Raw genomic sequence first — 20201 nt, 5'->3', positions numbered from 1 at the left:
ATCGTCGAGCGCCGCGTGGTCGAGCCGATGGTCAACTTCCAGTTCTTCCGCTCGCGCTCGTTCGTCGGGGCCAACCTGGTGGCCTTCATCGTGAGCTTCGCGATGCTCGCGACCTTCTTCTTCTTCGCGCTGTACCTGCAGAACGTCCGCGGCTACACGCCGTTGCAGGCGGGCGTCCGGTTCCTGCCGATGACCTTGGTCATCATCATCGCCGGGCCGATCTCCGGCCGGCTGAGCGACAAGATCGGCCCACGACCGCTGATGACCGCCGGCCTGCTGCTCAACGCGATCTCGCTCTTCTGGCAGGGCCACCTGACCGTCGACACGCCCTACACCAACCTGTTGGGCGCCTTCGTGTTGATGGGCCTCGGCATGGGCCTGGTGATGTCGCCGATGAGCACGGCGGCGATGAACGCGGTCGACCCGACCAAGGCCGGCGTCGCCTCCGGCGTGCTGTCGATGAGCCGCATGGTCGGCGGCACCTTCGGCGTCGCCGCGATGGGCGCGCTGATCACGGGCCTCGGGCGCAGCAAGATCGACGAGACGCTGCCCCAGCTGCCGGAGTCCGCGCGCCACGGTCTGGCCGAGGGCCTTGGTGCGGGTGCCACGGGCGGGACCGGTGCGGTCCATGACGCCGTCCAGACCGCCTTCCTGTACGCCTTGAACGACGGCCTGCGGATTGCCTCGGTGATCGCCGTACTCGGCGCCGTCGCCGCCTGGACGCTGATCGAGGCCGGCGTCCCCAAGCGCCAGCCGGTCCACGACGCCGAGAGCTCCGAGGTCGGCACCGGCGACGGCGGCTCCGAGCTGGCCGCCGCGGCCGAAACCGCCCTGGCCTAGCAGTTCCGACCTGCACCGTCGTCACGCTACGGCGGTGCAGGTCCTTCACGCAGTCGACGATCCCGAGATCCCAAAGCTCCTCGAGCGCAACGAGTTCTTCTGGTTGAAGCTGCATGGCTGCTCCAGCGAGCAGATCGCCGAGATGGGCCACAAGTTCGGCTTGCACCCGCTGGCCATCGAGGACACCCAGGAGTTCGGCCAGCGGCCCAAGCTCGACGACTACGACACCGCCGCGCTGCTGGTCTTCTACGGCGTCGACCCCGACGGCACGCCCGTCGAGGTGCACTTTCACGTCAGCGGCGGGTGGATGATCACCGTCCACCAAGAGGGCCACGAGATCTTCAAGTACGCCGAGAGCCGTATCGGCAAGGAGCCGCCGAAGACCGAGGAGGAGGCGATCTACCGCGTCCTGGACGCGCTGACCGACTCGTTCTTTCCCGTCCTCGACCGCGTCGACGACCGCATCGACGAGCTGATGGACGGGATGCTGCTCAAGCCCAGCCAGGATCAGCGTGAGGAGCTCTTCCGCCTGCGCCGCCGGCTCATCGAGCTGCGCCGGATCGCCACGCCGCAGCGCGACATCCTGGCCCGCGGCGGCGACGTGCTCGGCCGGCTGCCCGGCCTCGAGGCCGACGACGCGCGCGACTGGTTTCGCGACGTCTACGACCACCTCGTGCGGATCTCCGAGCTGATCGACTCCTACCGCGACCTGCTCTCCGGCGCGCTGGACCTCTACCTGAGCACGGTCTCCAACCGCCTCAACGCGATCTCCAAGCAGCTCACGGTCGTCGCCACGATCTTCCTGCCCCTGACGTTCGTCACGGGCTTCTTCGGCCAGAACTTCGGCACCCTGACGCGCCACACCAACACGCCGTGGGCCTTCTGGGGCTACGGCGTGGGCGGGATGCTGCTGGCGGCGGTGGTCCTCCTCTGGTACTTCCGCCGCGCGGGCTTCCTCAGCGACGACTGAACGCCGCCGCCCGCGTGAGGCGATCTGCCGTAAAGTCCCGGCCCGCAGGGAACCGTCCCGGCTTCGCTCGCGATTCGAACACCGACTTCCAGAGGGTCTTTCCAACAACATGGCCGTTGATGTCACGCAGGTCGCCACCGTCGACACCGAGCCCGGCACGCTGCCGGAGCGCATGAGCGCGTGGGTTATCCGCGAAGAGCGCTTCGGCGAGCCGAAGGACGCGTTCCAGCTCGAGGACATCGAGGTGCCCGAGCCCGGCGCCTTCGAGGTCATCGTGCGCGTCATGGCGGCAGGCGTCAACTACAACAACGTCTGGGCCGCCCTCGGCAAGCCCGTCTCGGTCATGAAGTACGGCGACCACCCGGAGTTCGGCCACCACATCGGCGGTTCCGACGCCTCCGGCGTCGTCTGGAAGGTCGGCGCCGGCGTCACGCGCTGGAAGGCCGGCGACGAGGTCGTCTTGCACTGCAACCAGGCCTCCTACGAGGATCCTGAGGTCCACGGCCTCGACCCGATGGCCGCCCCCTCGCAGAAGATCTGGGGCTACGAGACGACCTGGGGCTCCTTCGCCCAGTTCACCAAGGTCCAGGCCCAGCAGCTGCTGCCCAAGCCCAAGCACCTGACCTGGGAGGAGGCCGCCTCCTACGGCCTCGTCTACTTCACCGCCTGGCGCATGCTGATGACCCGCTGCAACCTGCAGGCTGGCCAGAAAGTGCTGATCTGGGGCGCCGCCGGCGGCCTGGGCGTCTTCGCCACGCAGATCTGCAAGGCCGCCGGGGCGGAGTGCGTCGGCGTGGTCAACTCCGACGAGAAGGGCAAGCTCGTCGAGTCGCTGGGCGCGAAGGGCTTCATCAACCGCAACGAGTTCGCGGGGATGATGCGCAAGGGCGGCGAGACGCCTGAGGAGGAGAAGGCGCGCTTCAAGGAGTCGCGCCGCTTCGGCAAGGCGGTCTCCGACATCCTCGGCGGCGCGCCCGACATCGTCTTCGAGCACGTCGGCGCCGCCACGTTCCCGACCTCGGTCCTGACGGTCAAGCCGTTCGGCAAGGTCGTCATCTGCGCCGGCACCACAGGCTTCAACCTCGACTTCGACGTGCGGTACCTGTGGATGAAGCAGAAGGAGATCATCGGCTCGCACTTCGCCAACGCGTACGAGTGCCTGAAGGCCAACGAGCTGATCGAGTCGGGCGCCGTGCGCCCCGTCCTCTGGCGCACGCTGGGCTACGACGGCGTCGCCGAGGCCCATCAGCTGATGAAGGACAACAAGCACGCCGGCAAGATCTCCATCTTGGTCGGCGCCGAGAAGGAGGGCCTCGGCAAGACCGCTGACGGCCCCGGAGCGATCTACGCAGAGGTGGGCTGACCGATGGCCGGCATCGTGCACGTCCCTTGGTACGCGACCGTGTTCCGCGGTGACAAGCTGGAGGCCGCGCTGGCCGAGATCGCCCCGGTGGCGCTCCGCTACGGCGCGACCTCCTACGCGGTCCACCGCAACCGCGACGACGCCTACAAGCTGCTGCAGATGTCGGCCTTCGAGGAAAAGGGCGACTGGGAGAAGTTCTGGTACGGACCGGAGTTCTCGCGCTTCCGCGCTCAGAACCAGAGCCTCTACCAGGTGCCGCTGCTGTACTCGTGGGCCGATCTCGTCGCCGAAGGCGGGCTGGACGACAGCGTCCTGCACGCCGACGCGAACGCGGCGGCGGCCGACCTCCGCCCGGCCTAACCGCCGCCCGCGCACCGCCGCGGAGCGCTTCACAGCGCTCCGCGGTTGGCGTACGCTCGCGGGATGCCACCTCAGTTGATCGTCGCCCTACGCCACGGCGAGAAGGACCTCGGTCCGGACGGCAAGGAGCGCCAGCACGAGCACGGGCTCAACCCGGCCGGCTTCGCGCGCGCCCAGCGCCTGGTCACCACGCTGCGCCCGGGCGCGCTGCTGCCCGACGCCGCCGCCGAGCCCGAGCGCTTCCTGGTCCCGTTCTACGACCCCGGCGAGGATGACGCGCCGACCGAGCAGCACCGGCCGTACCAGACGGTCGCGCCGCTGGCCACCGCGCTGGGGACGGTGCCGATCGCGCCCTGCCCGCGCGACGCCGAGAACCGCCTCGCCGCGATCACGCGGGCCGCCGCCGTCGGCACGCTCGTCGTGTGCTGGGAGCACGACTCGCTCGTCAAGTGGCTGCAGAAGCTCAGCTACGCGACGACGGTCACCAGGTCCGACGGCGGCCCGCTGCCCAACGACTGGGACGGCACGGACTTCGACACCATCTGGCTGCTGGAGCGCGACGAGGCCGCCAACAGCTACGTCTTCGACACCCGCAGCCAGGCCGGCTAGGCGGCCGGCGCCTTGTCGATGTCCAAGCGCAGCTTGGCGATCGACTGGCGGATGATCCGGGAGACCTGCATCTGGGAGACGCCTATCCGGTCGGAGATCTCGGTCTGGGTCAGGTCGTCGGCGAAGCGCAGGCGCAGCACCTCGCGGTCGCGGTCGCTGAGGACGTCCATCGCCTCGTCGAGCAGCACGCGCATCTCGGCACGTTCGAGCTCGACGTCGCGCCCGCCGATCGAGTCGGCCAGCGTCATGTCCTCACCGGTCGGCTCGTCCAGCGACCGCGTGCGCCGGGCGCCGACGCTCTGAATCGTCGCCAGGACCTCTTCGAACGGCGCCTCGATCGCGTCAGCCAGCTCCTGGACGGTCGGTGAGCGGCCGAGCGAGCCGGTCAGCTCATCGCGCTTCTTGGCGACCTCGAGCTGGAGCTCCTGCAGGCCGCGTGGCACGCGCATCGCCCACGTCCGGTCGCGGAAGTGGCGCTTGATCTCCCCCAGCACCGTGGGTGTGGCGTAGGAGGAGAACCGGACCTCGCGCGTGAGGTCGAAGCCCTCGATGGCCTTCATGATCCCGACGCAGGCGACCTGGACGAGGTCGTCCATCGGCTCGCCGCGGCCGGCGTAGCGGCCGGCCAGCGCGCGGGCCAGCGGGAGCATCTCCTCGGCCAGCTGGTCGCGAGCCCGGGTGTCACCGCCGTGGTGATAGCGGCGCAGCAGCTCCTGCTCGCGAGCAGCACGCCCAACGGTCTCGATGTGCCCCCCGGCATCCTCCATCGCCTGCGCAGCGTAGCGGCCGGGGCAGATCCGGCGGGAAAGGCGTCGTGCTTACGCTTGTTCCAACGGGGCCATCGTCAGGCCCGCGTCGCGCAGCTGGTCCCAGTAGTGCTCGGCCAGCTCCTTGTGGCCGGTCCACACGATCGCCAGGCCGGAGGCGTGGATGCGGTCTGCGATCGCATAGCCGCGGTTGACGTCAATGCCGGGGATGAGCTTGGCCAGCGTCCCGGCGACATGGTCGAACGTGTTGTGATCGTCGTTGCAGACGATCACGCGCCAGGCGCCGCCGAGGGCGCCGTCGGGTCCTGCGGCGATGGGTAGCTCAATGGTCTGGCTCATGTCGACGAGGCAGTATCGCGCTTTTGCCAGTAGCGGGCCAGCCCGCCGTAGAGCGTGTCCGGCGGCATCGCCTTGAGGTAGCTGCGCTCCTCGGGGCCGGTCGCCAGCGCGGTGCGGATCTCGGCCTCGAAGCCCGCCTCGTCGGTGCGGCGGGCGACTTGCGCCCAGCGATCGAGCTCGGCGTGCAGGGACTCCAGATGCGCCGTGATGTCGCTGAACGTGCCGAAGTGCGTGATCGCCAGCGCGCTGGGCTCCCAGGAGGCGAGCAGGTCGATCGAGCGGTGCCAGGCCTCGATGTCGATGTCCGGTGGCGGGGTTGGCGGGAAGACCGGGCCCGTGCCGATGCGCACGCCAGCGGCGTCGCCGGCGAAAGCGATGCCGCTGGCCTCGTGGAGGTAGGCCACGTGGTGGACCGCATGGCCGGGTGTCCAGGCCCAGCGCAATCCGTGGGCCGATCCTTCGTCATCGAGGATCCGGATGTTCTCCTGCGCGACCGGGATGATCTTGCCCCAGAGCCGCTCCATCGCGTCGCCGTAGATCCGCGTGGCCGACGCGACCAGCCGCGACGGATCGATGACGTGCTTGGCGCCGTTGCGATGGACCCAGACCTCGAGGTCGGGCCAGCGCTGCACGAGCGCGCCCGCCGCACCGGCGTGGTCGAGGTGGATGTGGGTCAGCAGGACGGCGCGCGGCTGCTCGTCGCCGAGCGCGTTCAAGAGCGTGTCGACCGACGACTCGGGGCCCGGATCGATGAGAAAGCCGTCGATGACATGCGTGCACACGGCGCGCTCGGCGCCCTGGAAGTGGACGTCGATTTCGCGGTGGATGCTCATGCCGATGCTCCTGACTTGGTCGCCACGATGATGTCCTGGAAGCTGGGCGCGTTGCGGCGCTCCCCGCGCCAGCCGCCCTCGTGCACGCTGGTGAGCGTGAGGCCGTGGGGCCGCAGCGCGTCCGTGAGCCACGCGCGATCGAAGGCCACCGCCTCCTCGGGCACGTCCTCATCCAGCAGGCTCACGTGAGCGTCGGGCTCCGGGAAGGCCAGCGCGGCGCGGCCGGCGGCAAGCGCCGCGCGTGAGCCGTCGTCGAGCAGGAACCATGTGGCGAAGAGGCGGCCGCCGAGTGCCAGGGTGCGGGCGGCCTCGGCGAGATAGCGCTCGGCCTCGCCTTCGAGCAGGTGGGTGAAGACCGAGGTCGCCAGCGCGAAGTCAAAGCGCCCGTCGGCGTAGGGGAACGTGAACTGCGCCGCCGACTGCGTGCCTGCGGGGTTGTAGCGCGAGTTGAAGAGGTCGGCGACCACGAACGTGAAGTTGGGGTGGTCGCTCTCGTAGTGCTGCGCGCACCAGGCGATGCCGTCGGGATTGACGTCGAAGCCGTCATAGACCCCGCCCCCGCCCACCCCGAGGAAGCCCGTCAGCGGGCGCGCCATGCGGCCGATGCCGCAGCCGATGTCCAGCACGCGGTCGCTGGGCTGCAGGCCACCGAGCGTCCGGAAGTGGCCCAGGAACTCATCGCCGGTGGCGACGAAGTCGGAGTCGGCGTGGCCGACGAAGTGCATCCGCCGCGGGGGGACGAGCGGGTCGGCGCGCCCGCCGACGCGATCGCGCAGGTCGAGCGCACGGAGCCGCAGCGAGATCCGTGCACGTTCCAGCAGGGGCGCAGGCACTGGGGCTGAGCCTAGCCAGCCGTCGAGGCCGCGGTCCTTTTGGACCAGGGCGTCGGCCCAGATCGACCATTTCGCAAGTACGATCTAGCCATGGAACACCGGCTTGCCGAGCGCGACCGTCCGTGGATGATGCGGACCTACGCGGGCCACTCGACCGCGAAGAAGTCCAACGAGCTCTACCGGGCCAACCTGGCCAAGGGCCAGACCGGTCTGTCGATCGCGTTCGACCTGCCGACCCAGACCGGCTACGACGCCGATCACGAGCTCGCGCGCGGCGAGGTCGGCAAGGTCGGCGTGCCAGTCGCCCACAAGGGCGACATGCACCAGCTGCTGGACGGCATCCCGCTCGGCGAGATGAACACGTCGATGACGATCAACGCGACGGCGGCCTGGATGCTGGCGCTGTACATCGGCACCGCGGAGGAGAACGGCGTCGGAGCCTCCGCCCTTCAGGGCACCACGCAGAACGACATCATCAAGGAGTTCCTGGCGCGCGGGACCTACGCGTTCCCGCCCGGCCCATCAATGCGGCTCATCGCCGACATGGTGGCCTACACGGTCACCGAGGTGCCGAAGTGGAACCCCATCAACATCTGCTCCTACCACCTGCAGGAGGCCGGCGCGACGCCGGTGCAGGAGATCGCCTACTCGATGGCCAACGCCATCGCCGTGCTCGACGCGGTCCGCGATCGCGTGCCGGCCGAGTTGATGGGCAAGGTCTTCGGCCGCATCTCGTTCTTCGTCAACGCGGGCGTGCGCTTCATCGAGGAGCACGCGAAGCTGCGCGCGATGTCGGTGCTGTGGGAGGAGCTCGGCCGCGAGCGCTACGGCGTGGAGGACGACAAGCAGCTGCGCTTTCGCTACGGCGTGCAGGTCAACTCCTTGGGGTTGACCGAGGCCCAGCCGGAGAACAACGTCCAGCGCATCGTGTTGGAGGCCTTGGCCGTCACGATGGGCCGCAACGCGCGCGCCCGCGCCGTCCAGCTGCCGGCCTGGAACGAGGCGCTCGGCCTGCCGCGCCCGTGGGACCAGCAGTGGTCCTTGCGCATCCAGCAGGTGATGGCGTTTGAGACCGACATGTTGGAGTACCCCGACATCTTCGAAGGGTCGGTCGTCATGGACGGCCTGGTCGCCGAGCTGCTGGAGGGCGCGCGCGCCGAGATGGCGGTCGTCGCCGAGCACGGCGGCGCGGTCAAGGCGGTGGACTACATGAAGGGGTCGCTGGTCGACAGCCACCGCGAGCGCATCCGCCGCATCGAGCACGGCGAGCAGATCGTCGTCGGCATGAACAAGTACACCGAGTCCAACCCGTCGCCGCTCATCGACGAGGAGGGCGGGATCATGACGGTCGATCCCAAGGTCGAGGCCCAACAGCGCGATGCGGTGATCGCCTGGCGCGCGTCGCGCGACGGTGAGGCGACCGAGGCCGCGCTGGCGGAGCTGCGCCGTGTCGCGCAGACCGACGAGAACATCATGCCCGCGACGATCGCGGCCGCCAAGGCCGGGGTGACGACCGGCGAGTGGTCCGCAGCGCTGCGCGAGACCTTCGGCGAGTTCCGCGCGCCGACCGGCGTCGGTGAGGCCGCCGCGGGCGACCGCGACGAGTCCGATCTGAGCGCGCTGCGCGAGGAGGTCGAGCGCGTCACCGAGGCGATCGGCCGCCGGCCGAAGATCCTGGTCGGCAAGCCCGGCCTGGACGGCCACTCCAACGGCGCCGAGCAGATCGCCGTGCGCGCTCGCGACATCGGCCTGGACGTCGTCTATGAAGGCATCCGCCTGACGCCGTCGCAGATCGCCGCGTCGGCCGAGCAGGAGGGCGTCCACATCATCGGGCTCTCGATCCTCAGCGGCTCGCATCTGGAGTTGATCCCGAGCGTCGTGGAAGCGCTGCGCGAGCGCGGCGTCGACGCGCCGGTCGTCGTCGGCGGGATCATCCCGACCGCCGACGTGCAGCCTCTGAAAGACGCGGGCGTCGCGGCGGTCTACACGCCCAAGGACTTCGATCTCGGCGCGATCATGCACGACATCGTGGAGCTCGTGGCGGCCAAATACGCCACGCCCGCGCAGGCGTGACCAACGGCGGGGACCTTGGCGCGCGACTGCGCGACGGGGACCTGAGCGCGGCGCCGGCGGTGCTCAACCTCGTGGAGAGCCGGGCGGCGCGCGATCGCCCGGAGATCGCCGCGATGCTGCGCGCGGTCTCACCGGGTGCGCTGGGGCGCGAGGCGCCGGGGCACGTCGTGGGCATCACCGGCCCCCCGGGCGCAGGCAAGTCATCGTTGTTGAGCGAGCTCTGCCGGACGTGGCGCGCGCACGGCCGCTCGGTCGCGGTCCTGGCCGTCGACCCATCGTCTAAGCGCAGCGGCGGCTCGCTGCTCGGCGACCGCGCGCGGATCGCCTTTGACCCCGACGACCGCGGGCTCTTCATCCGCTCCACGGCGGCCGGCGATCGCCTCGGCGGCCTGGCCCCGGCCACGCGCGCGGCGGCCCAGGCGCTGGCCGCAGCGTTCGACGTCGTGGTCATCGAGACCGTGGGCGTCGGGCAGTCAGAGACCGAGGTCGGCGAGGTGGCCGATACGGTGGCGGTCATCGTGCAACCCGGATCCGGCGACGTCCTGCAGTTCCTGAAGTCCGGGATCATGGAGATCCCGGATGTGCTGGTGGTCACCAAGGCCGATCTCGGCGACATCGCCATGCGCGCCCGGCGCGACATCAACGCGGCGCTGCGCAGCGCCGGCTCGCGGGACACGAAGGTCGTCGCGGTCTCGTCGGTCTCCCCGGTGCAGGGGATCGACCAGCTGGTCGCCGCGCTCGACGAGCACCGCTCGCGCGTGGACCTGGGGGCGCGGCGGGTGCGCGCACGCCGCTCCGGCGCGCTGGCGGACTTCCTGGTCGAGCACGGCGAGCGCGGCCTGCGCGCCGTGGGTGGCCGGCGGGCGGCGGGCAAGCTGTTGGCGGAATCCGATCCAGCGGCCGACGAGCCATCATTGGTCGCCGTGTTGGAGGCCCAGCTATGAAACGCGACCTCGCGGTGATCCTCTCCGCCTTCATCCTGGCGACCCTGATCGCCGAGATCGCCGGCGCGACGAACTTCGGGACGGCGCTGACCTTCGGGCAGATGGCGTTTGCGGGGGCGTTGGTGTTCGTGCTCGTGCGGCGGCCGTAGCGCGGACGCTGGCTGGCGAGCAGTTCGCGCGTAATTGGCGCCGCGCGACGCGGTCTGTTGGCACCGAGGAGAGCCAGCGGAGTAGCAGGTTCGCGACGCTCGCGGTCGTCCGCAGACGCCCGGGCCCGAGGATCCGTGTCGAGCAAAGGGTCCATGACAACCATTGCTCGACACGGATCCGATGAGTTGTTGGGGTGGTCGATCCAAGCGACACTGATCGTCGTTTATATCGACCACCCCAACAACTGACGCGGACGACCCGAGCGTCGCGAACCTCCGCTCCGCTCGCTCTCCTCGGTGCGCCAGACCACGCGCCGCACCGCCACGACGCCTGGACTGCGCGCCAAGCCACGCCAGGCCCACCAGCCCAACACCGGAATGAACACCAGCCCCGCCCCGACCCGCCCACTAATGTCCCGCCCCATGCCCGCCGCCGCCCGTCGCGCGCTCTTCGTCGCTCCCTTCGACGAGCTGGCCGACCCCCGCCTCCTCGCCGGGCTGGCCGCTGACGCCGAGGCCGCCGGCTGGGATGGCTTCTTCCTCTGGGACCACATCGTCTACCACCCGACGAGCGCGGTGCTGGACCCGTGGATCGCAATGGCTGCGATCGCGATGGCCACCAACAAGATCGTCATGGGCCCGCTGGTCACGCCGCTCTCGCGCCGGCGCCCGCACAAGCTCGCGCGCGAGACCGCCACGCTCGACGTGCTCAGCAAGGGCCGGCTCGTGCTCGGCGTCGGCCTCGGCTCCGACAACCACGGTGAGCTCGCGCCGTTCGGCGAGGTCGCCGATCCGCGCACCCAGGCGCAGCTGCTCGACGAGGCGCTCGTCAAGTTGGAGGACTACTGGAGCGGCACGTTCGTGCCGCGTCCGGTCCAGCAGCCGCGGATCCCGATCTGGGCCGCCGCGCGCTGGCCGTATCGCCGGCCGGTCCGCCGCGCCGCGCGCCTGGACGGCCTCTTCCCCATCGACCTGCCCGGGCCGGAGGCGCTCGCCGAGCTGGCCGGCGAGGTCGGACAGCAGCGCGCCGACGACGACATCAGCGGCCCCTTCGACTTCGCCGTCACCAACCCGCCCGGCACCGACCCGGCGCCGTGGGTCGCCGCCGGCGCGACCTGGTGCCTGGACGGCTTCGGCGCCCAGCCCAAGCTCGCCGACGTGCGGGCCGCTATCGCGGCCGGTCCCGAGGGATGAGCTCCGCCGGACAGACGACCCGCGTCGCGGGCCGCCCATGAGCGACCGCGAGGCGCGGCTCGAGGAGCTGGCCGACGAGATCCGTGCCCACAAGGGCGCCAACTGCGGCTTCGAGGTCTGCGAGACCTGCACGCAGCTGGTTCCCGGCGTAGGACCCGCGAGCGCGTCGATCGTCATCGTCGGCGAGGCGCCCGGGGCCAAGGAGGATGCCGCGGGCGTGCCGTTCGTCGGCGCCGCAGGCAAGTTCTTGGACTCGCTCCTGGCGGAGGCGAGCATCGCCCGCGACGACGTCTTCATCACCAATGTCGTCAAAGCGCGACCGCCGAAGAACCGCGATCCGAAAGCTCCGGAGGTCGCCCACCACTGGCCGTGGCTCGAAACACAGCTCGACATCATCAAGCCGCAGTTGTTGGTGCCCTTGGGCCGCCACGCGCTCGCACGCTTCGCGCCCGACGCCAAGATCGCCGAGGTCCACGGCACCATCCTGGAAGCCGACGGGCGCCGGCTCTTCCCGCTCTACCACCCTGCCGCGGCGCTCTACAACGGCGGGCTGCGCGCGACGCTCGTGGCCGACGCCCAAGCGCTCGGGCGAGCACTCGCGTAGAACTTCAAGACATGACGACCAGCGCACGCGCCCTGCAGGCTCCCTCCGCGAAGGCCCCGCTGGAGGCCACGACGATCGCGCGTCGCGCGCTCGGCGAGCAGGACGTGGCGATCGACATCAAGTTCTGCGGGATCTGCCACTCAGACATCCATCAGGTCGAGGGCGACTGGGGCCGCGGCCTGTTCCCGATGGTTCCCGGCCACGAGATCGCGGGGATCGTGTCGGCGGTCGGATCGGGCGTGACGCGCTTCGTACCCGGCGACCGCGTCGGTGTGGGCTGCTTCGTCGACTCCTGCGGCGCCTGCATGTACTGCCTCGACGGCGAGGAGCAGTTCTGCACCAAGGGCGTCATCGCGACCTACAACGCCAAGGACTACGACGGCGAGCCGACCTACGGCGGCTACAGCGAGCACATCGTGGTCACCGAGCGCTTCGTCGTGAAGATCCCCGACGCGCTGGGGCTCGATGTCGCCGCGCCGCTGCTCTGCGCCGGCATCACCATGTACAGCCCGCTCAAGCGCTGGGGCGCGGGACCCGGCAAGCAGGTCGCGATCGTCGGCATGGGTGGCCTGGGCCACGTCGGCGTCCAGCTCGCCGCCGCGCTCGGCGCCGAGGTCACCGTGCTCAGCCAGACGCTCTCCAAGGAAGAAGATGGCCGCCGCTTCGGCGCCACCGACTACCACGCGACCAGCGACAAGGCCACGTTCAAGGCCCTGCGCGGCCGCTTCGACCTGATCGTCAACACGGTCTCGGCCAACCTCCCGCTCGACGCCTACCTCGGCCTGCTCAAGCCGGGCGGGGCGATGGTCTCGGTCGGCCTGCCGGTCGAGCCCGACAAGGTCCACGCCGGCTCGCTCATCGGCCGCAACCGCATCTACGCCGGCTCCAACGTCGGTGGGTTGCCGGAGACCCAGGAGATGCTCGACTTCTGCGCGCAGCACGGGGTCGCGCCCGCGATCGAGCTGATCGGCGCCAACGAGGTCAACGCCGCCTACCCGCGCGTGACCGGCAGCGACGTGCGCTACCGCTTCGTCATCGATACCGCGACGCTCGCGAGCTGAGCGCGCGCCGGCGGGCCGCCGGAGGCAGGCGGCGAGACCTACTTCCCGTTGTCGGTGGTCTTGGTCGCCGGCCGCGGCGTGGTGACCGTCGGCGTCGTCTGCGTCTTGGTCCGCTGATCGTTGGGCGCCGCCAGCGACGCGATCTTCCACTCGCCGTTCTCGCGCACGACCTGCAGCGCGTCGTTGGACGGCGCCTCACCGGTGGCCGTGGTATGGATGCTCACCAGCGCGCGGCTGCCGCTGATCGACACCTGGTCGATCGCCAGCGTCGGGTTGCGCACGCCGCTCAGGCCACGCTGCAACGCCGACTCGCACGGCAGGCCGATGGCCTCGACCTTGTTGACGAGGTCGTCGGAGAGCAAGTTGTCGCAGATCTCCTGGTAGTCCTTCGCGCGCGTCGCCACCCCGAAGCGCGCGACGACCGCCCGGACCTGCTGGTCGGCCGGCAGCCCACCGCCGCCTCCGCCCTCCTCATCGGCGCCGCAGCCGGCAATGGTCAGGGCGAGCGCAAGCGCGGCCAGCGGCGCGGCGGAGATCCATCGGCGGGGCACCGCGGCAGGGTACCCTCAAGGCGATGGGGCGCGATCCGTTGCAGGATGGGCACGGCCGCCGGATCTCCGATCTGCGGGTCTCGGTCACCGACCGCTGCAACTTCCGCTGTCAGTACTGCATGCCGGCCGAGGGCCTGCCGTGGCTCCAGCGCGCCGAGGTCCTGCGCTTCGAGGAGATCGAGCGCCTCGTCGCGGTGATGGCGCAGATGGGCGTGCAGACGCTGCGCTTGACCGGCGGCGAGCCGCTCGTGCGCCGCGACTTCCCCAAGCTCGCCGCGCTCCTGACGGCCGTCGACGGCCTCGACGAGGTCAGCGTCACCACCAACGGCTTCCTGCTGGAGCGCGACGCCGCCGCGCTGGTCGCCGCCGGCATCGACCGCTTCAACATCTCGGTCGATTCGCTGCAGCGCGACCGCTTCTACGCCCAGACGCGCCGCGACGCGTTGCCCCGCGTGCTCGCGGGCCTGGAGCACCTCGCCGCGTTTCCCGAGGCGCATCCGATCAAGGTCAACGCCGTCGCGATCCGCGGCTTCACCGAGCAGGAGGTGCTCCCCTTCGCACGGTTCGCGCGCGAGCACCCCTACGAGGTGCGCTTCATCGAGTACATGCCGCTCGACGGCGATCGCACATGGAAGCCCGAGCAGGTGCTGACGGGTGCCGAGATCCGCGCCGCGATCCACGCCGCCTACCCGCTCGAGCCCGCGCAACGCGACCCGCACGCCACCGCGCGCGTGCACCGCTTCGCCGACGGTCAGGGCCAGATCGGCTTCATCAACCCCGTCTCCGAGCCGTTCTGCGACGACTGCAACCGCCTGCGCCTGACCGCCGACGGCCGCCTGCGAACCTGCCTCTTCAGCCTCCACGAGACCGACCTGCGCGGCCCGCTGCGCGCGGGCGCGACCGACGACGACCTCGAGCAGCTGATCCGCGACGCCGTCTGGGCCAAGGAACTCAAGCACCGCGTCAACGATCCGGGGTTCGTCCAGCCGGCCCGGACGATGTCCGCCATCGGCGGCTAAAGACCCGTCGGCGCCGGCCGATCACGGTGATGTGGAGGTGCTCCTCGAGCCCGACCAACCGGTCGACATCACCCTCGACGGTGGTTGGCAGCTGATCGCCCGCGTCGCCTCCGTCGGCCTCGAGCACGTCGACCTCGGTCCGCTCGACACCCCGCTGACGCTCCCCGCGCAGCTGCGCTGGTGCGGCGCCACGATCTCCTGGAAGACGCGCATCGGCGCCGCGCACCGCCGCGGCGTCCTCGTCGACGGCCCGGCCGACACGCTGCGCCTGCACCCCGTCGGGGATCCGATGAAGGTCCAGCGCCGTCAGTTCGTCCGCGTGCCGTGCGAGCTGTCGACCGCGGTCATCGCGCCCGACAAGCGCCTGACGACGCGCACGCTCGACGTGTCGGTCGGCGGCATGCTCGTCGCGCCGGCCGACACGCTCGCACTCGACGACACCGTGCGCTTCGCCCTCGATCTCGGCGCGATCACCATCGCCGGCGACGGCCGCGTCGTGCGCGGCACCTCAGAGGGCGCCCGCGGCATCCTCTTCGCCGACCTCCAGGGCCGCGCCGAGCGCCAGCTCTCGCACTACGTCGCGCAGCGTCAGCGCGAGCTCATCGCGGGCGCACAAGCGCTCGCTGAGTGTTAGCTCGGCGGCGGCGCCGACGAGCTCGTGCCCGCGCCTTTAAGCAAGACCGACACCTGCAGCAGGTCCTCGGGCCGGTTGACGTTGTAGAACGCCGACGGGTCCGGCGGCTGGACCTCGCAGATCCCCAGGCCTTCGACGATGTCGGTCGCCCTCCCACCAGGATCGAACGCTTCGAGGCCCGGGAGCGCCCGCGGCGTGTAGAGCGCGCAGAGCGGCTGCAACCGCCCGTGGACGCGCGGCACGACGACCGCCGCGTCATCGCGCTCCGCCTGGGCGATCAGCCGCAGCGTCGCGGCGTCCATCAGCGGCAGATCGACGGCCACGACCAGGATCGAACGGCCGGCCGCGAGCCGCAGCGCGTGCGCGACGCCCACCAGCGGATGGCGCGGCTCGTCGGGCTCGATCCACAGCTCCGCGGCGCCGGCCAGCGGCGGCAGCACCGTGTCGCGCTTGGCGACCACGGCGACGTCGTCACAGAGCTCGTGCAGCGCCTCGAGCGGATAGAGCAGCAGCGCGCGACCCTCCAGCTCCACGATCGCCTTGTCGCCGCCCAGGCGCCGACCGAGGCCGCCGGCCAGGACCACGCCGACGGGAGGGCCGTGGTTCAGGGCGGCCGCCATGGCGCGACCATACCGGGGGTGGGTGGGGGCCGGGTCACGACTCCCCGCGCCGGCGGCGGCCGACGCCTTATCCTGGCGGGTCATGGGAGACCTGATGGGCGGACACCCCTGGCTGCGCTGCTACCGCTGCTGGTCGCAGGATCTCGAGGTCCAGGTGCATTACGAGGGCATCCACCGGATCGACCCGGCGACCGGCGAGCGCGCCGACGTCGTCGACGAGATCCAAGAGGCGGTCGTGCAGTGCCTGGAGTGCATGCACGACCAGCCGCACCTGACCTTCGCCAACGGCCGCGTCGAGGCCGTCGAGGACCGCTGGGAGCGCATGATCGCCGGCACGCCGTGGGTCGCGTCCTGCACGGTCACGGTCGACGCCGACGATGTCGAGACCTGCTCGGGCCCCGAAGCGGGCGACGCGCTGTCGTTCGCCGCCTTCGGCGACCACGGCACGCGCGAGTTCTTCACCCATGTCCGCTTCCACAAGCACGAGGAGGGCAACCGCATCGTGGTGCACCTGCTCGTCGAGCTCTACGGCCGGTCGGTCGAGGAGGCCACCGAGGTGCTCGAGGAGGCCGCCCGCGGCCATCTCACGATCACCTCGCTGGCCGAAGAGTCGCGCCCGCCCGCTGCGGCGGAAGACCGCCACTGAGCCAGGCTGAATAGACCATCCCCCGATAGGGGGACGAAAACCCTCCAGATGGAGGGGTGTGGTGCCGAACAACCGAGATGTGGGTCCATCGGAGCGCATCCTCGTGGCCGAAGACTCCGCCCTGCTGCGGCGGATGCTCGGCGACGTCCTGCGCGGCCACGGCTGGACCGTGTTGGAGGCCGGCGACGGCGAGACCGCGCTGCGCCTCGCGCAGGCCGAGATCCCGTCGGTGCTGCTGATGGCCCGCGAGATGGAGGGGCTGGACGGCATGGCCGTCCTGGACGCGCTGCGCGCCGACCCGCGCACCGCCGACATGCCGATCGTCTTCGTGACCGGCCACACCGACGCGCGCGACCTCGCCGAAGGGCTGGAGCGCGGCGCGCACGACTACGTCCGCAAGCCCGTCGACCCCGTTGAGCTGGTCGCCCGCATCCGCACGGCGCTGCGCCTGCGTGCGCTGCACGACGAGCTCGCCCGCCGCAACGCCGAGCTCGAGCAGCTCGCCCGCACCGACGTCCTCACCGGCCTGGCCAACCGCCGCCACGCCGACGACGTGCTGCGCTCGACGATTGCCAGCTCCCGTCGCCACAACCGCGCGATGTGCGCCGTGCTCGTCGACATCGACCGCTTCAAGTCCGTCAACGACGCTCACGGCCACGCGGCCGGGGACGCGGTCCTGCGCGAGGTCGCCGTGCGGCTGACCGCCGGCCTTCGGGAAGAGGACGTCGCCGCGCGCTGGGGCGGCGAGGAGTTCCTGCTGCTGTTGCCCGACTCGCCGGACGCGACCATCGTCTGCGAGCGCCTGCGCGCCTCGATCGCCGACCGGCCGATCAACGTCCACGGCCTGCTCGAGCTCTACGTCTCCGCCAGCTTCGGCTGGGCGCCGTGGACCGGCGAGGAGACCGGCGAGGCGCTCGTGGGCCGCGCCGACGTCGCGCTTTACGCCGCCAAGGCCGACGGTCGCAACCGCGTCGTCGCCGCCGGCGAGCGGTTGCGCGAAGCGGCTTAGGACCGCATCCGGGCCAGGCTCAGCGCCGCGATCGTCGCCGCGTCGGCGATGCGGCCGTCGCGGATCATCGCCTCGACGTCGGTGACCGCGAAGCGCCCGACCCGCAGGCCCTGCTCGGTCTCCTCCAGCGCCTGCTCGCCCTCGGTCAGCTCGGTCGCCAGCCAGACGTCGAAGCGCTGGTCGGAGATGCCATAGGCGAAGAACATCCGACCCAGGCGCTCCATGCAACCGGCGCGCAGGCCGGTCTCCTCGGCGAGCTCACCCCGTGCAAGCTCCTCGGCCGGGGCGTCGGGCCGGTCGTCCCATGCGCCTTGCGGAAGCTCCCAGAAGCGCTCGCCGACCGGGTGGCGATACTGCTCGACCAGCCAGACGTGGTCGTCGGCACGCGGGATGATCACCGCCGCCGGCGCCTTCTCGACCACCGCGTAGATCCCCGGCGTCCCGTCCGGGAGCAGCGTCGCGTCCTCGCGCAGCCGCATCCAGCGGTTCTCGTAGACGACGCGTGACGCCGTCACGCGCAGGCGCCCCTCGTCGGAGGCGTCGCTCATCCGGCCAGCCCGCGCAGGTGGCGGATCGCGAGCGTCAGCCCCGCGAGCTCACCGTCGCCCTCGGCCCGCAGCGCGCGTGCGACCGACGAGAGCCGCCGCCGCGGCGCCTCCCGGGCCTCCAGGAACGCGTCGACGGCCGCGGCGGGCTCGGCGTCTGGCGATTCCTCCAGCGCCTTCTCAGCCAGCACGCGGCGCGCGTCGAGCACGTCGTCGAGCAGGGCCTGCTGGGCCCAGCGCTGGACACGGGTCGTGGCCGGCAGCGCCAGCACCTCCTGCTCCAGCCACTCCAGGCCGAGGCGCTCGCCGAGGTCGAAGAACGCACGCGCCACGTCCACAACGTCGCGGTCGGTGGCCTGGGCGACGGCGATGATGTCGGGCCCGTGGCGCAGCGCGCGCTGGAAGGCGTGGCGGTGCGCGATCTCGTCGGGCACGCCGGCGTCGATCAGCTCGACGGCCAGCGCCTCGTGCTCCTCGCGCCAGGCGTCCGAGCGCAGCCCCGGCATCGCCTCGGCCAGCGTGACGAACGCGTCGCCGGCAGCCGCGACCGTCTGCTCGACGTCGGCGGGTGGGTGGGGTCCGGTATGGAGCAGGTACCAGCGGGCAACGCCGGCCACGAGGTCGTCGACCCCGTCGAGCAGCCGCCACGCGGCGTCGGCGTCGATCGTCGCGACCTGGCCCTCGATCTCCAGCCAGCGTTGGGTCGCGCCCGTGACCTCACGAGCGATCCGGAAGGCGCGCACGACCTCGGCCGGCTCGGCGCCGAGCTCGCCGCTCAGGCCGGAGACGAAGGTCGGGCCGAGCGCGTCGACGACGTCGTTGGCCGCCAGCGTGGCGATCAGCTCCCGGCGCAGCGGGTGCTCGGCGATCAGGTGGCCGAAGCGTGCGACGACGGGCCGCGGGAAGTAGGTGCGGACGTCGTGATCGAAGGCCGTCTCGTCGGGCAGGTCGGACTCCAGCAGCGCGTCGGTCAGCAGCCGCTTGGCGTACGCGACCAGCACGGCCAGCTCCGGACGCACGAGGCCGCGGCCGCCGCGGCGACGCTCGGCCATCTCGTCGGTGGTCGGCAGCGCCTCGTCGCGCCGGCGCAGGATCCGGGCGTTCTCCAGCGCGGCCATCAGATCCTCGTAGGCGAAGACGCGCGTGGCGCTCGAACGCACCTCCTGGGAGAGGATCTGCGCCTGCAGGAACGAGTCATACAACACGTGTGCGACAACATCGTCGGTGACCTCGGCGAGCAGGTCATCGCGCTCCTCATGGCGCAGCTCGCCGCGGCGCACGGCGAGGTCGAGCAGGATCTTCAGGTTGACCTCGTGGTCGGAGCAGTCGACGCCCGCCGAGTTGTCGAGGAAGTCGGCGTTGATGAGCCCGCCCTCGCCGCCGTGGCCCCCGATGCTCGCGTACTCGATGCGCGCGCGGTGGGTGAAGCCGAGGTTGCCGCCCTCCCCCACGACGCGCGCCCGGACCTCGTGGCCGTCGACGCGGATCGCGTCGCTTGACCGGTCCAGCGCGTCGGCATCGCTCTCGGTCGCCGCCTTGACGACCGTGCCGATGCCGCCGTTCCAGAGCAGGTCGACGGGCGCGCGCAGGATCGCCTGGCAGACCTCGGCCGGCGTCAGCGTGAGCGCGTTCACCCCGAGCGCGGCACGCACCTGCTCGGTCAGCTCGATCGACTTGGCGCTGCGCGAGAAGATCCCGCCTCCCGGCGAGAGCACGCTCGGGTCGTACTCGGCCCAGGAGCCCGCGGCGCCGAGCTCGAAGAGCCGCTGGCGCTCGACGAACGAGCGCGCGGTGTCCGGCGACGGATCGAGGAAGACGTTGCGATGATCGAACGCCCCGACCAGGCGGATCTGATCCGAGCGCAGCATCCCGTTGCCGAAGACGTCGCCGGACATGTCGCCGATTCCCACGACCGTGAAGGGCTTGCGCTCGGTGTCGTGTCCGAGCTCGCGGAAGTGACGCCGTACGCTCTCCCATGCGCCGCGTGCCGTGATCCCGAGCGCCTTGTGGTCGTAGCCGGTCGAGCCACCCGACGCGAACGCGTCTCCCAGCCAGAAGCCGTACTCGAAGGCGATCGCGTTCGCCGTGTCCGAGAGGGCAGCCGTCCCCTTGTCGGCGGCGACGACGAGGTACGGATCGTCCTCGTCGAAGGCGCGCACGCCCTCGGGCCGCACGACCTCGCCGGCGACGATGTTGTCGGTGACGTCGAGCATCCCGCGGATCAGCGTCGAGTAGCGG

At 71.0% G+C, this 20201-nt stretch carries 23 protein-coding genes; 15 read left to right on the top strand and 8 right to left on the bottom strand.

The genetic code is table 11. The features are described 5' to 3' along the window. The 5 genes from VGO10_RS04985 to VGO10_RS04965 all read left to right on the top strand — a co-directional run. On the top strand, positions 1 to 840 hold an 840-nt coding region (locus tag VGO10_RS04985), incomplete at its 5' end, for an MFS transporter (protein WP_327465786.1). A 34-nt stretch (positions 841 to 874) separates the two neighbouring features. Then, positions 875 to 1810, top strand: a complete 936-nt coding sequence (locus VGO10_RS04980) for a magnesium transporter CorA family protein (protein ID WP_327465785.1) — start codon at positions 875 to 877, stop codon at positions 1808 to 1810. A gap of 109 nt (positions 1811 to 1919) precedes the next feature. Next, on the top strand, positions 1920 to 3173 hold the full coding sequence (gene ccrA, locus VGO10_RS04975) for a crotonyl-CoA carboxylase/reductase (RefSeq protein WP_327465784.1): 1254 nt from the start codon (positions 1920 to 1922) through the stop codon (positions 3171 to 3173). A 3-nt stretch (positions 3174 to 3176) separates the two neighbouring features. Next, positions 3177 to 3533, top strand: a complete 357-nt coding sequence (locus VGO10_RS04970) for a hypothetical protein (protein ID WP_327465782.1) — start codon at positions 3177 to 3179, stop codon at positions 3531 to 3533. Between the two features lie 63 nt (positions 3534 to 3596). Beyond that, positions 3597 to 4142: a hypothetical protein gene (locus VGO10_RS04965; protein WP_327465780.1), complete on the top strand. Its 546-nt coding sequence runs from the start codon at positions 3597 to 3599 to the stop codon at positions 4140 to 4142. On the opposite strand, the gene VGO10_RS04960 is transcribed toward VGO10_RS04965, so the two are convergent. Genes VGO10_RS04960 through VGO10_RS04945 form a run of 4 tightly spaced genes read right to left on the bottom strand, consistent with a single transcriptional unit; the run spans position 4139 to position 6914 of the window. Beyond that, positions 4139 to 4909: a SigB/SigF/SigG family RNA polymerase sigma factor gene (locus VGO10_RS04960; RefSeq protein ID WP_327465778.1), complete on the bottom strand. Its 771-nt coding sequence runs from the start codon at positions 4907 to 4909 to the stop codon at positions 4139 to 4141. The two genes, VGO10_RS04965 and VGO10_RS04960, sit on opposite strands and share 4 nt — an antisense overlap. Positions 4910 to 4960: 51 nt before the next feature. Further along, positions 4961 to 5248 carry an ATP-dependent Clp protease adaptor ClpS gene (locus tag VGO10_RS04955; RefSeq protein WP_327465776.1) on the bottom strand — a complete coding sequence of 96 codons (288 nt, stop codon included), beginning with the start codon at positions 5246 to 5248 and terminating at the stop codon, positions 4961 to 4963. Continuing rightward, on the bottom strand, positions 5245 to 6081 hold the full coding sequence (locus VGO10_RS04950) for an MBL fold metallo-hydrolase (RefSeq protein WP_327465774.1): 837 nt from the start codon (positions 6079 to 6081) through the stop codon (positions 5245 to 5247). Before VGO10_RS04950 ends, VGO10_RS04955 begins: the two co-directional genes overlap by 4 nt. After that, complete coding sequence (locus VGO10_RS04945) at positions 6078 to 6914, bottom strand: class I SAM-dependent methyltransferase (protein WP_327465772.1); 837 nt, start codon at positions 6912 to 6914, stop codon at positions 6078 to 6080. Before VGO10_RS04945 ends, VGO10_RS04950 begins: the two co-directional genes overlap by 4 nt. Positions 6915 to 7004: 90 nt before the next feature. On the opposite strand from VGO10_RS04945, the gene VGO10_RS04940 reads away from it, so the two are divergent. The 6 genes from VGO10_RS04940 (at position 7005) to VGO10_RS04915 (ending at position 12939) form a co-directional block, all read left to right on the top strand. Continuing rightward, positions 7005 to 8987, top strand: a complete 1983-nt coding sequence (locus tag VGO10_RS04940; RefSeq protein ID WP_327465770.1) for a protein meaA — start codon at positions 7005 to 7007, stop codon at positions 8985 to 8987. Beyond that, positions 8984 to 9931: a GTP-binding protein gene (locus tag VGO10_RS04935; protein ID WP_327465768.1), complete on the top strand. Its 948-nt coding sequence runs from the start codon at positions 8984 to 8986 to the stop codon at positions 9929 to 9931. The genes VGO10_RS04940 and VGO10_RS04935 overlap by 4 nt, the downstream gene beginning before the upstream one ends. Beyond that, entirely contained in the window at positions 9928 to 10080 is a 153-nt protein-coding gene (locus VGO10_RS04930) for a hypothetical protein (protein WP_327465766.1), read from the top strand. The genes VGO10_RS04935 and VGO10_RS04930 overlap by 4 nt, the downstream gene beginning before the upstream one ends. Before the next feature lie 423 nt (positions 10081 to 10503). Beyond that, positions 10504 to 11274: an LLM class flavin-dependent oxidoreductase gene (locus VGO10_RS04925; protein ID WP_327465764.1), complete on the top strand. Its 771-nt coding sequence runs from the start codon at positions 10504 to 10506 to the stop codon at positions 11272 to 11274. A gap of 37 nt (positions 11275 to 11311) precedes the next feature. Continuing rightward, positions 11312 to 11878 (top strand): uracil-DNA glycosylase, encoded by a 567-nt coding sequence (locus VGO10_RS04920; protein WP_327465762.1) that lies wholly within the window; start codon positions 11312 to 11314, stop codon positions 11876 to 11878. Between the two features lie 11 nt (positions 11879 to 11889). Further along, positions 11890 to 12939: an NAD(P)-dependent alcohol dehydrogenase gene (locus tag VGO10_RS04915; RefSeq protein ID WP_327465760.1), complete on the top strand. Its 1050-nt coding sequence runs from the start codon at positions 11890 to 11892 to the stop codon at positions 12937 to 12939. A gap of 38 nt (positions 12940 to 12977) precedes the next feature. On the opposite strand, the gene VGO10_RS04910 is transcribed toward VGO10_RS04915, so the two are convergent. Beyond that, the gene (locus tag VGO10_RS04910) at positions 12978 to 13490 is read right to left on the bottom strand and encodes a hypothetical protein (RefSeq protein WP_327465758.1); all 513 of its coding nucleotides are present in this window, start codon (positions 13488 to 13490) and stop codon (positions 12978 to 12980) included. 23 nt (positions 13491 to 13513) lie between these two features. On the opposite strand from VGO10_RS04910, the gene moaA reads away from it, so the two are divergent. Both moaA and VGO10_RS04900 read left to right on the top strand, forming a co-directional pair. Further along, positions 13514 to 14509: a GTP 3',8-cyclase MoaA gene (gene moaA / locus VGO10_RS04905; RefSeq protein WP_327465756.1), complete on the top strand. Its 996-nt coding sequence runs from the start codon at positions 13514 to 13516 to the stop codon at positions 14507 to 14509. Positions 14510 to 14540: 31 nt separating this feature from the next. Next, positions 14541 to 15143 carry a PilZ domain-containing protein gene (locus VGO10_RS04900; RefSeq protein ID WP_327465754.1) on the top strand — a complete coding sequence of 201 codons (603 nt, stop codon included), beginning with the start codon at positions 14541 to 14543 and terminating at the stop codon, positions 15141 to 15143. On the opposite strand, the gene mobA is transcribed toward VGO10_RS04900, so the two are convergent. Further along, positions 15140 to 15763 carry a molybdenum cofactor guanylyltransferase gene (mobA, locus tag VGO10_RS04895; RefSeq protein ID WP_327465752.1) on the bottom strand — a complete coding sequence of 208 codons (624 nt, stop codon included), beginning with the start codon at positions 15761 to 15763 and terminating at the stop codon, positions 15140 to 15142. The two genes, VGO10_RS04900 and mobA, sit on opposite strands and share 4 nt — an antisense overlap. Before the next feature lie 82 nt (positions 15764 to 15845). Here mobA and VGO10_RS04890 point away from each other — a divergent pair, with 82 nt between their 5' ends. Together VGO10_RS04890 and VGO10_RS04885 are read left to right on the top strand one after the other, a co-directional pair. Further along, positions 15846 to 16409 carry a hypothetical protein gene (locus tag VGO10_RS04890; protein ID WP_327465750.1) on the top strand — a complete coding sequence of 188 codons (564 nt, stop codon included), beginning with the start codon at positions 15846 to 15848 and terminating at the stop codon, positions 16407 to 16409. Positions 16410 to 16512: 103 nt separating this feature from the next. Beyond that, positions 16513 to 17418 (top strand): diguanylate cyclase, encoded by a 906-nt coding sequence (locus tag VGO10_RS04885; protein WP_327465748.1) that lies wholly within the window; start codon positions 16513 to 16515, stop codon positions 17416 to 17418. On the opposite strand, the gene VGO10_RS04880 is transcribed toward VGO10_RS04885, so the two are convergent. Next, positions 17415 to 17966 (bottom strand): NUDIX hydrolase, encoded by a 552-nt coding sequence (locus tag VGO10_RS04880; RefSeq protein ID WP_327465746.1) that lies wholly within the window; start codon positions 17964 to 17966, stop codon positions 17415 to 17417. The genes VGO10_RS04885 and VGO10_RS04880 overlap by 4 nt on opposite strands. Beyond that, positions 17963 to 20201: NAD-glutamate dehydrogenase domain-containing protein (locus tag VGO10_RS04875; RefSeq protein WP_327465744.1), on the bottom strand; the 2239-nt coding region annotated here is incomplete at its 5' end. The genes VGO10_RS04875 and VGO10_RS04880, both read right to left, overlap by 4 nt.

The sequence above is a fragment of the Baekduia sp. genome (genome assembly GCF_035996765.1).
GTDB lineage: Bacteria > Actinomycetota > Thermoleophilia > Solirubrobacterales > Solirubrobacteraceae > Baekduia.
This window is presented reverse-complemented; position numbering and strand designations above follow the sequence as displayed.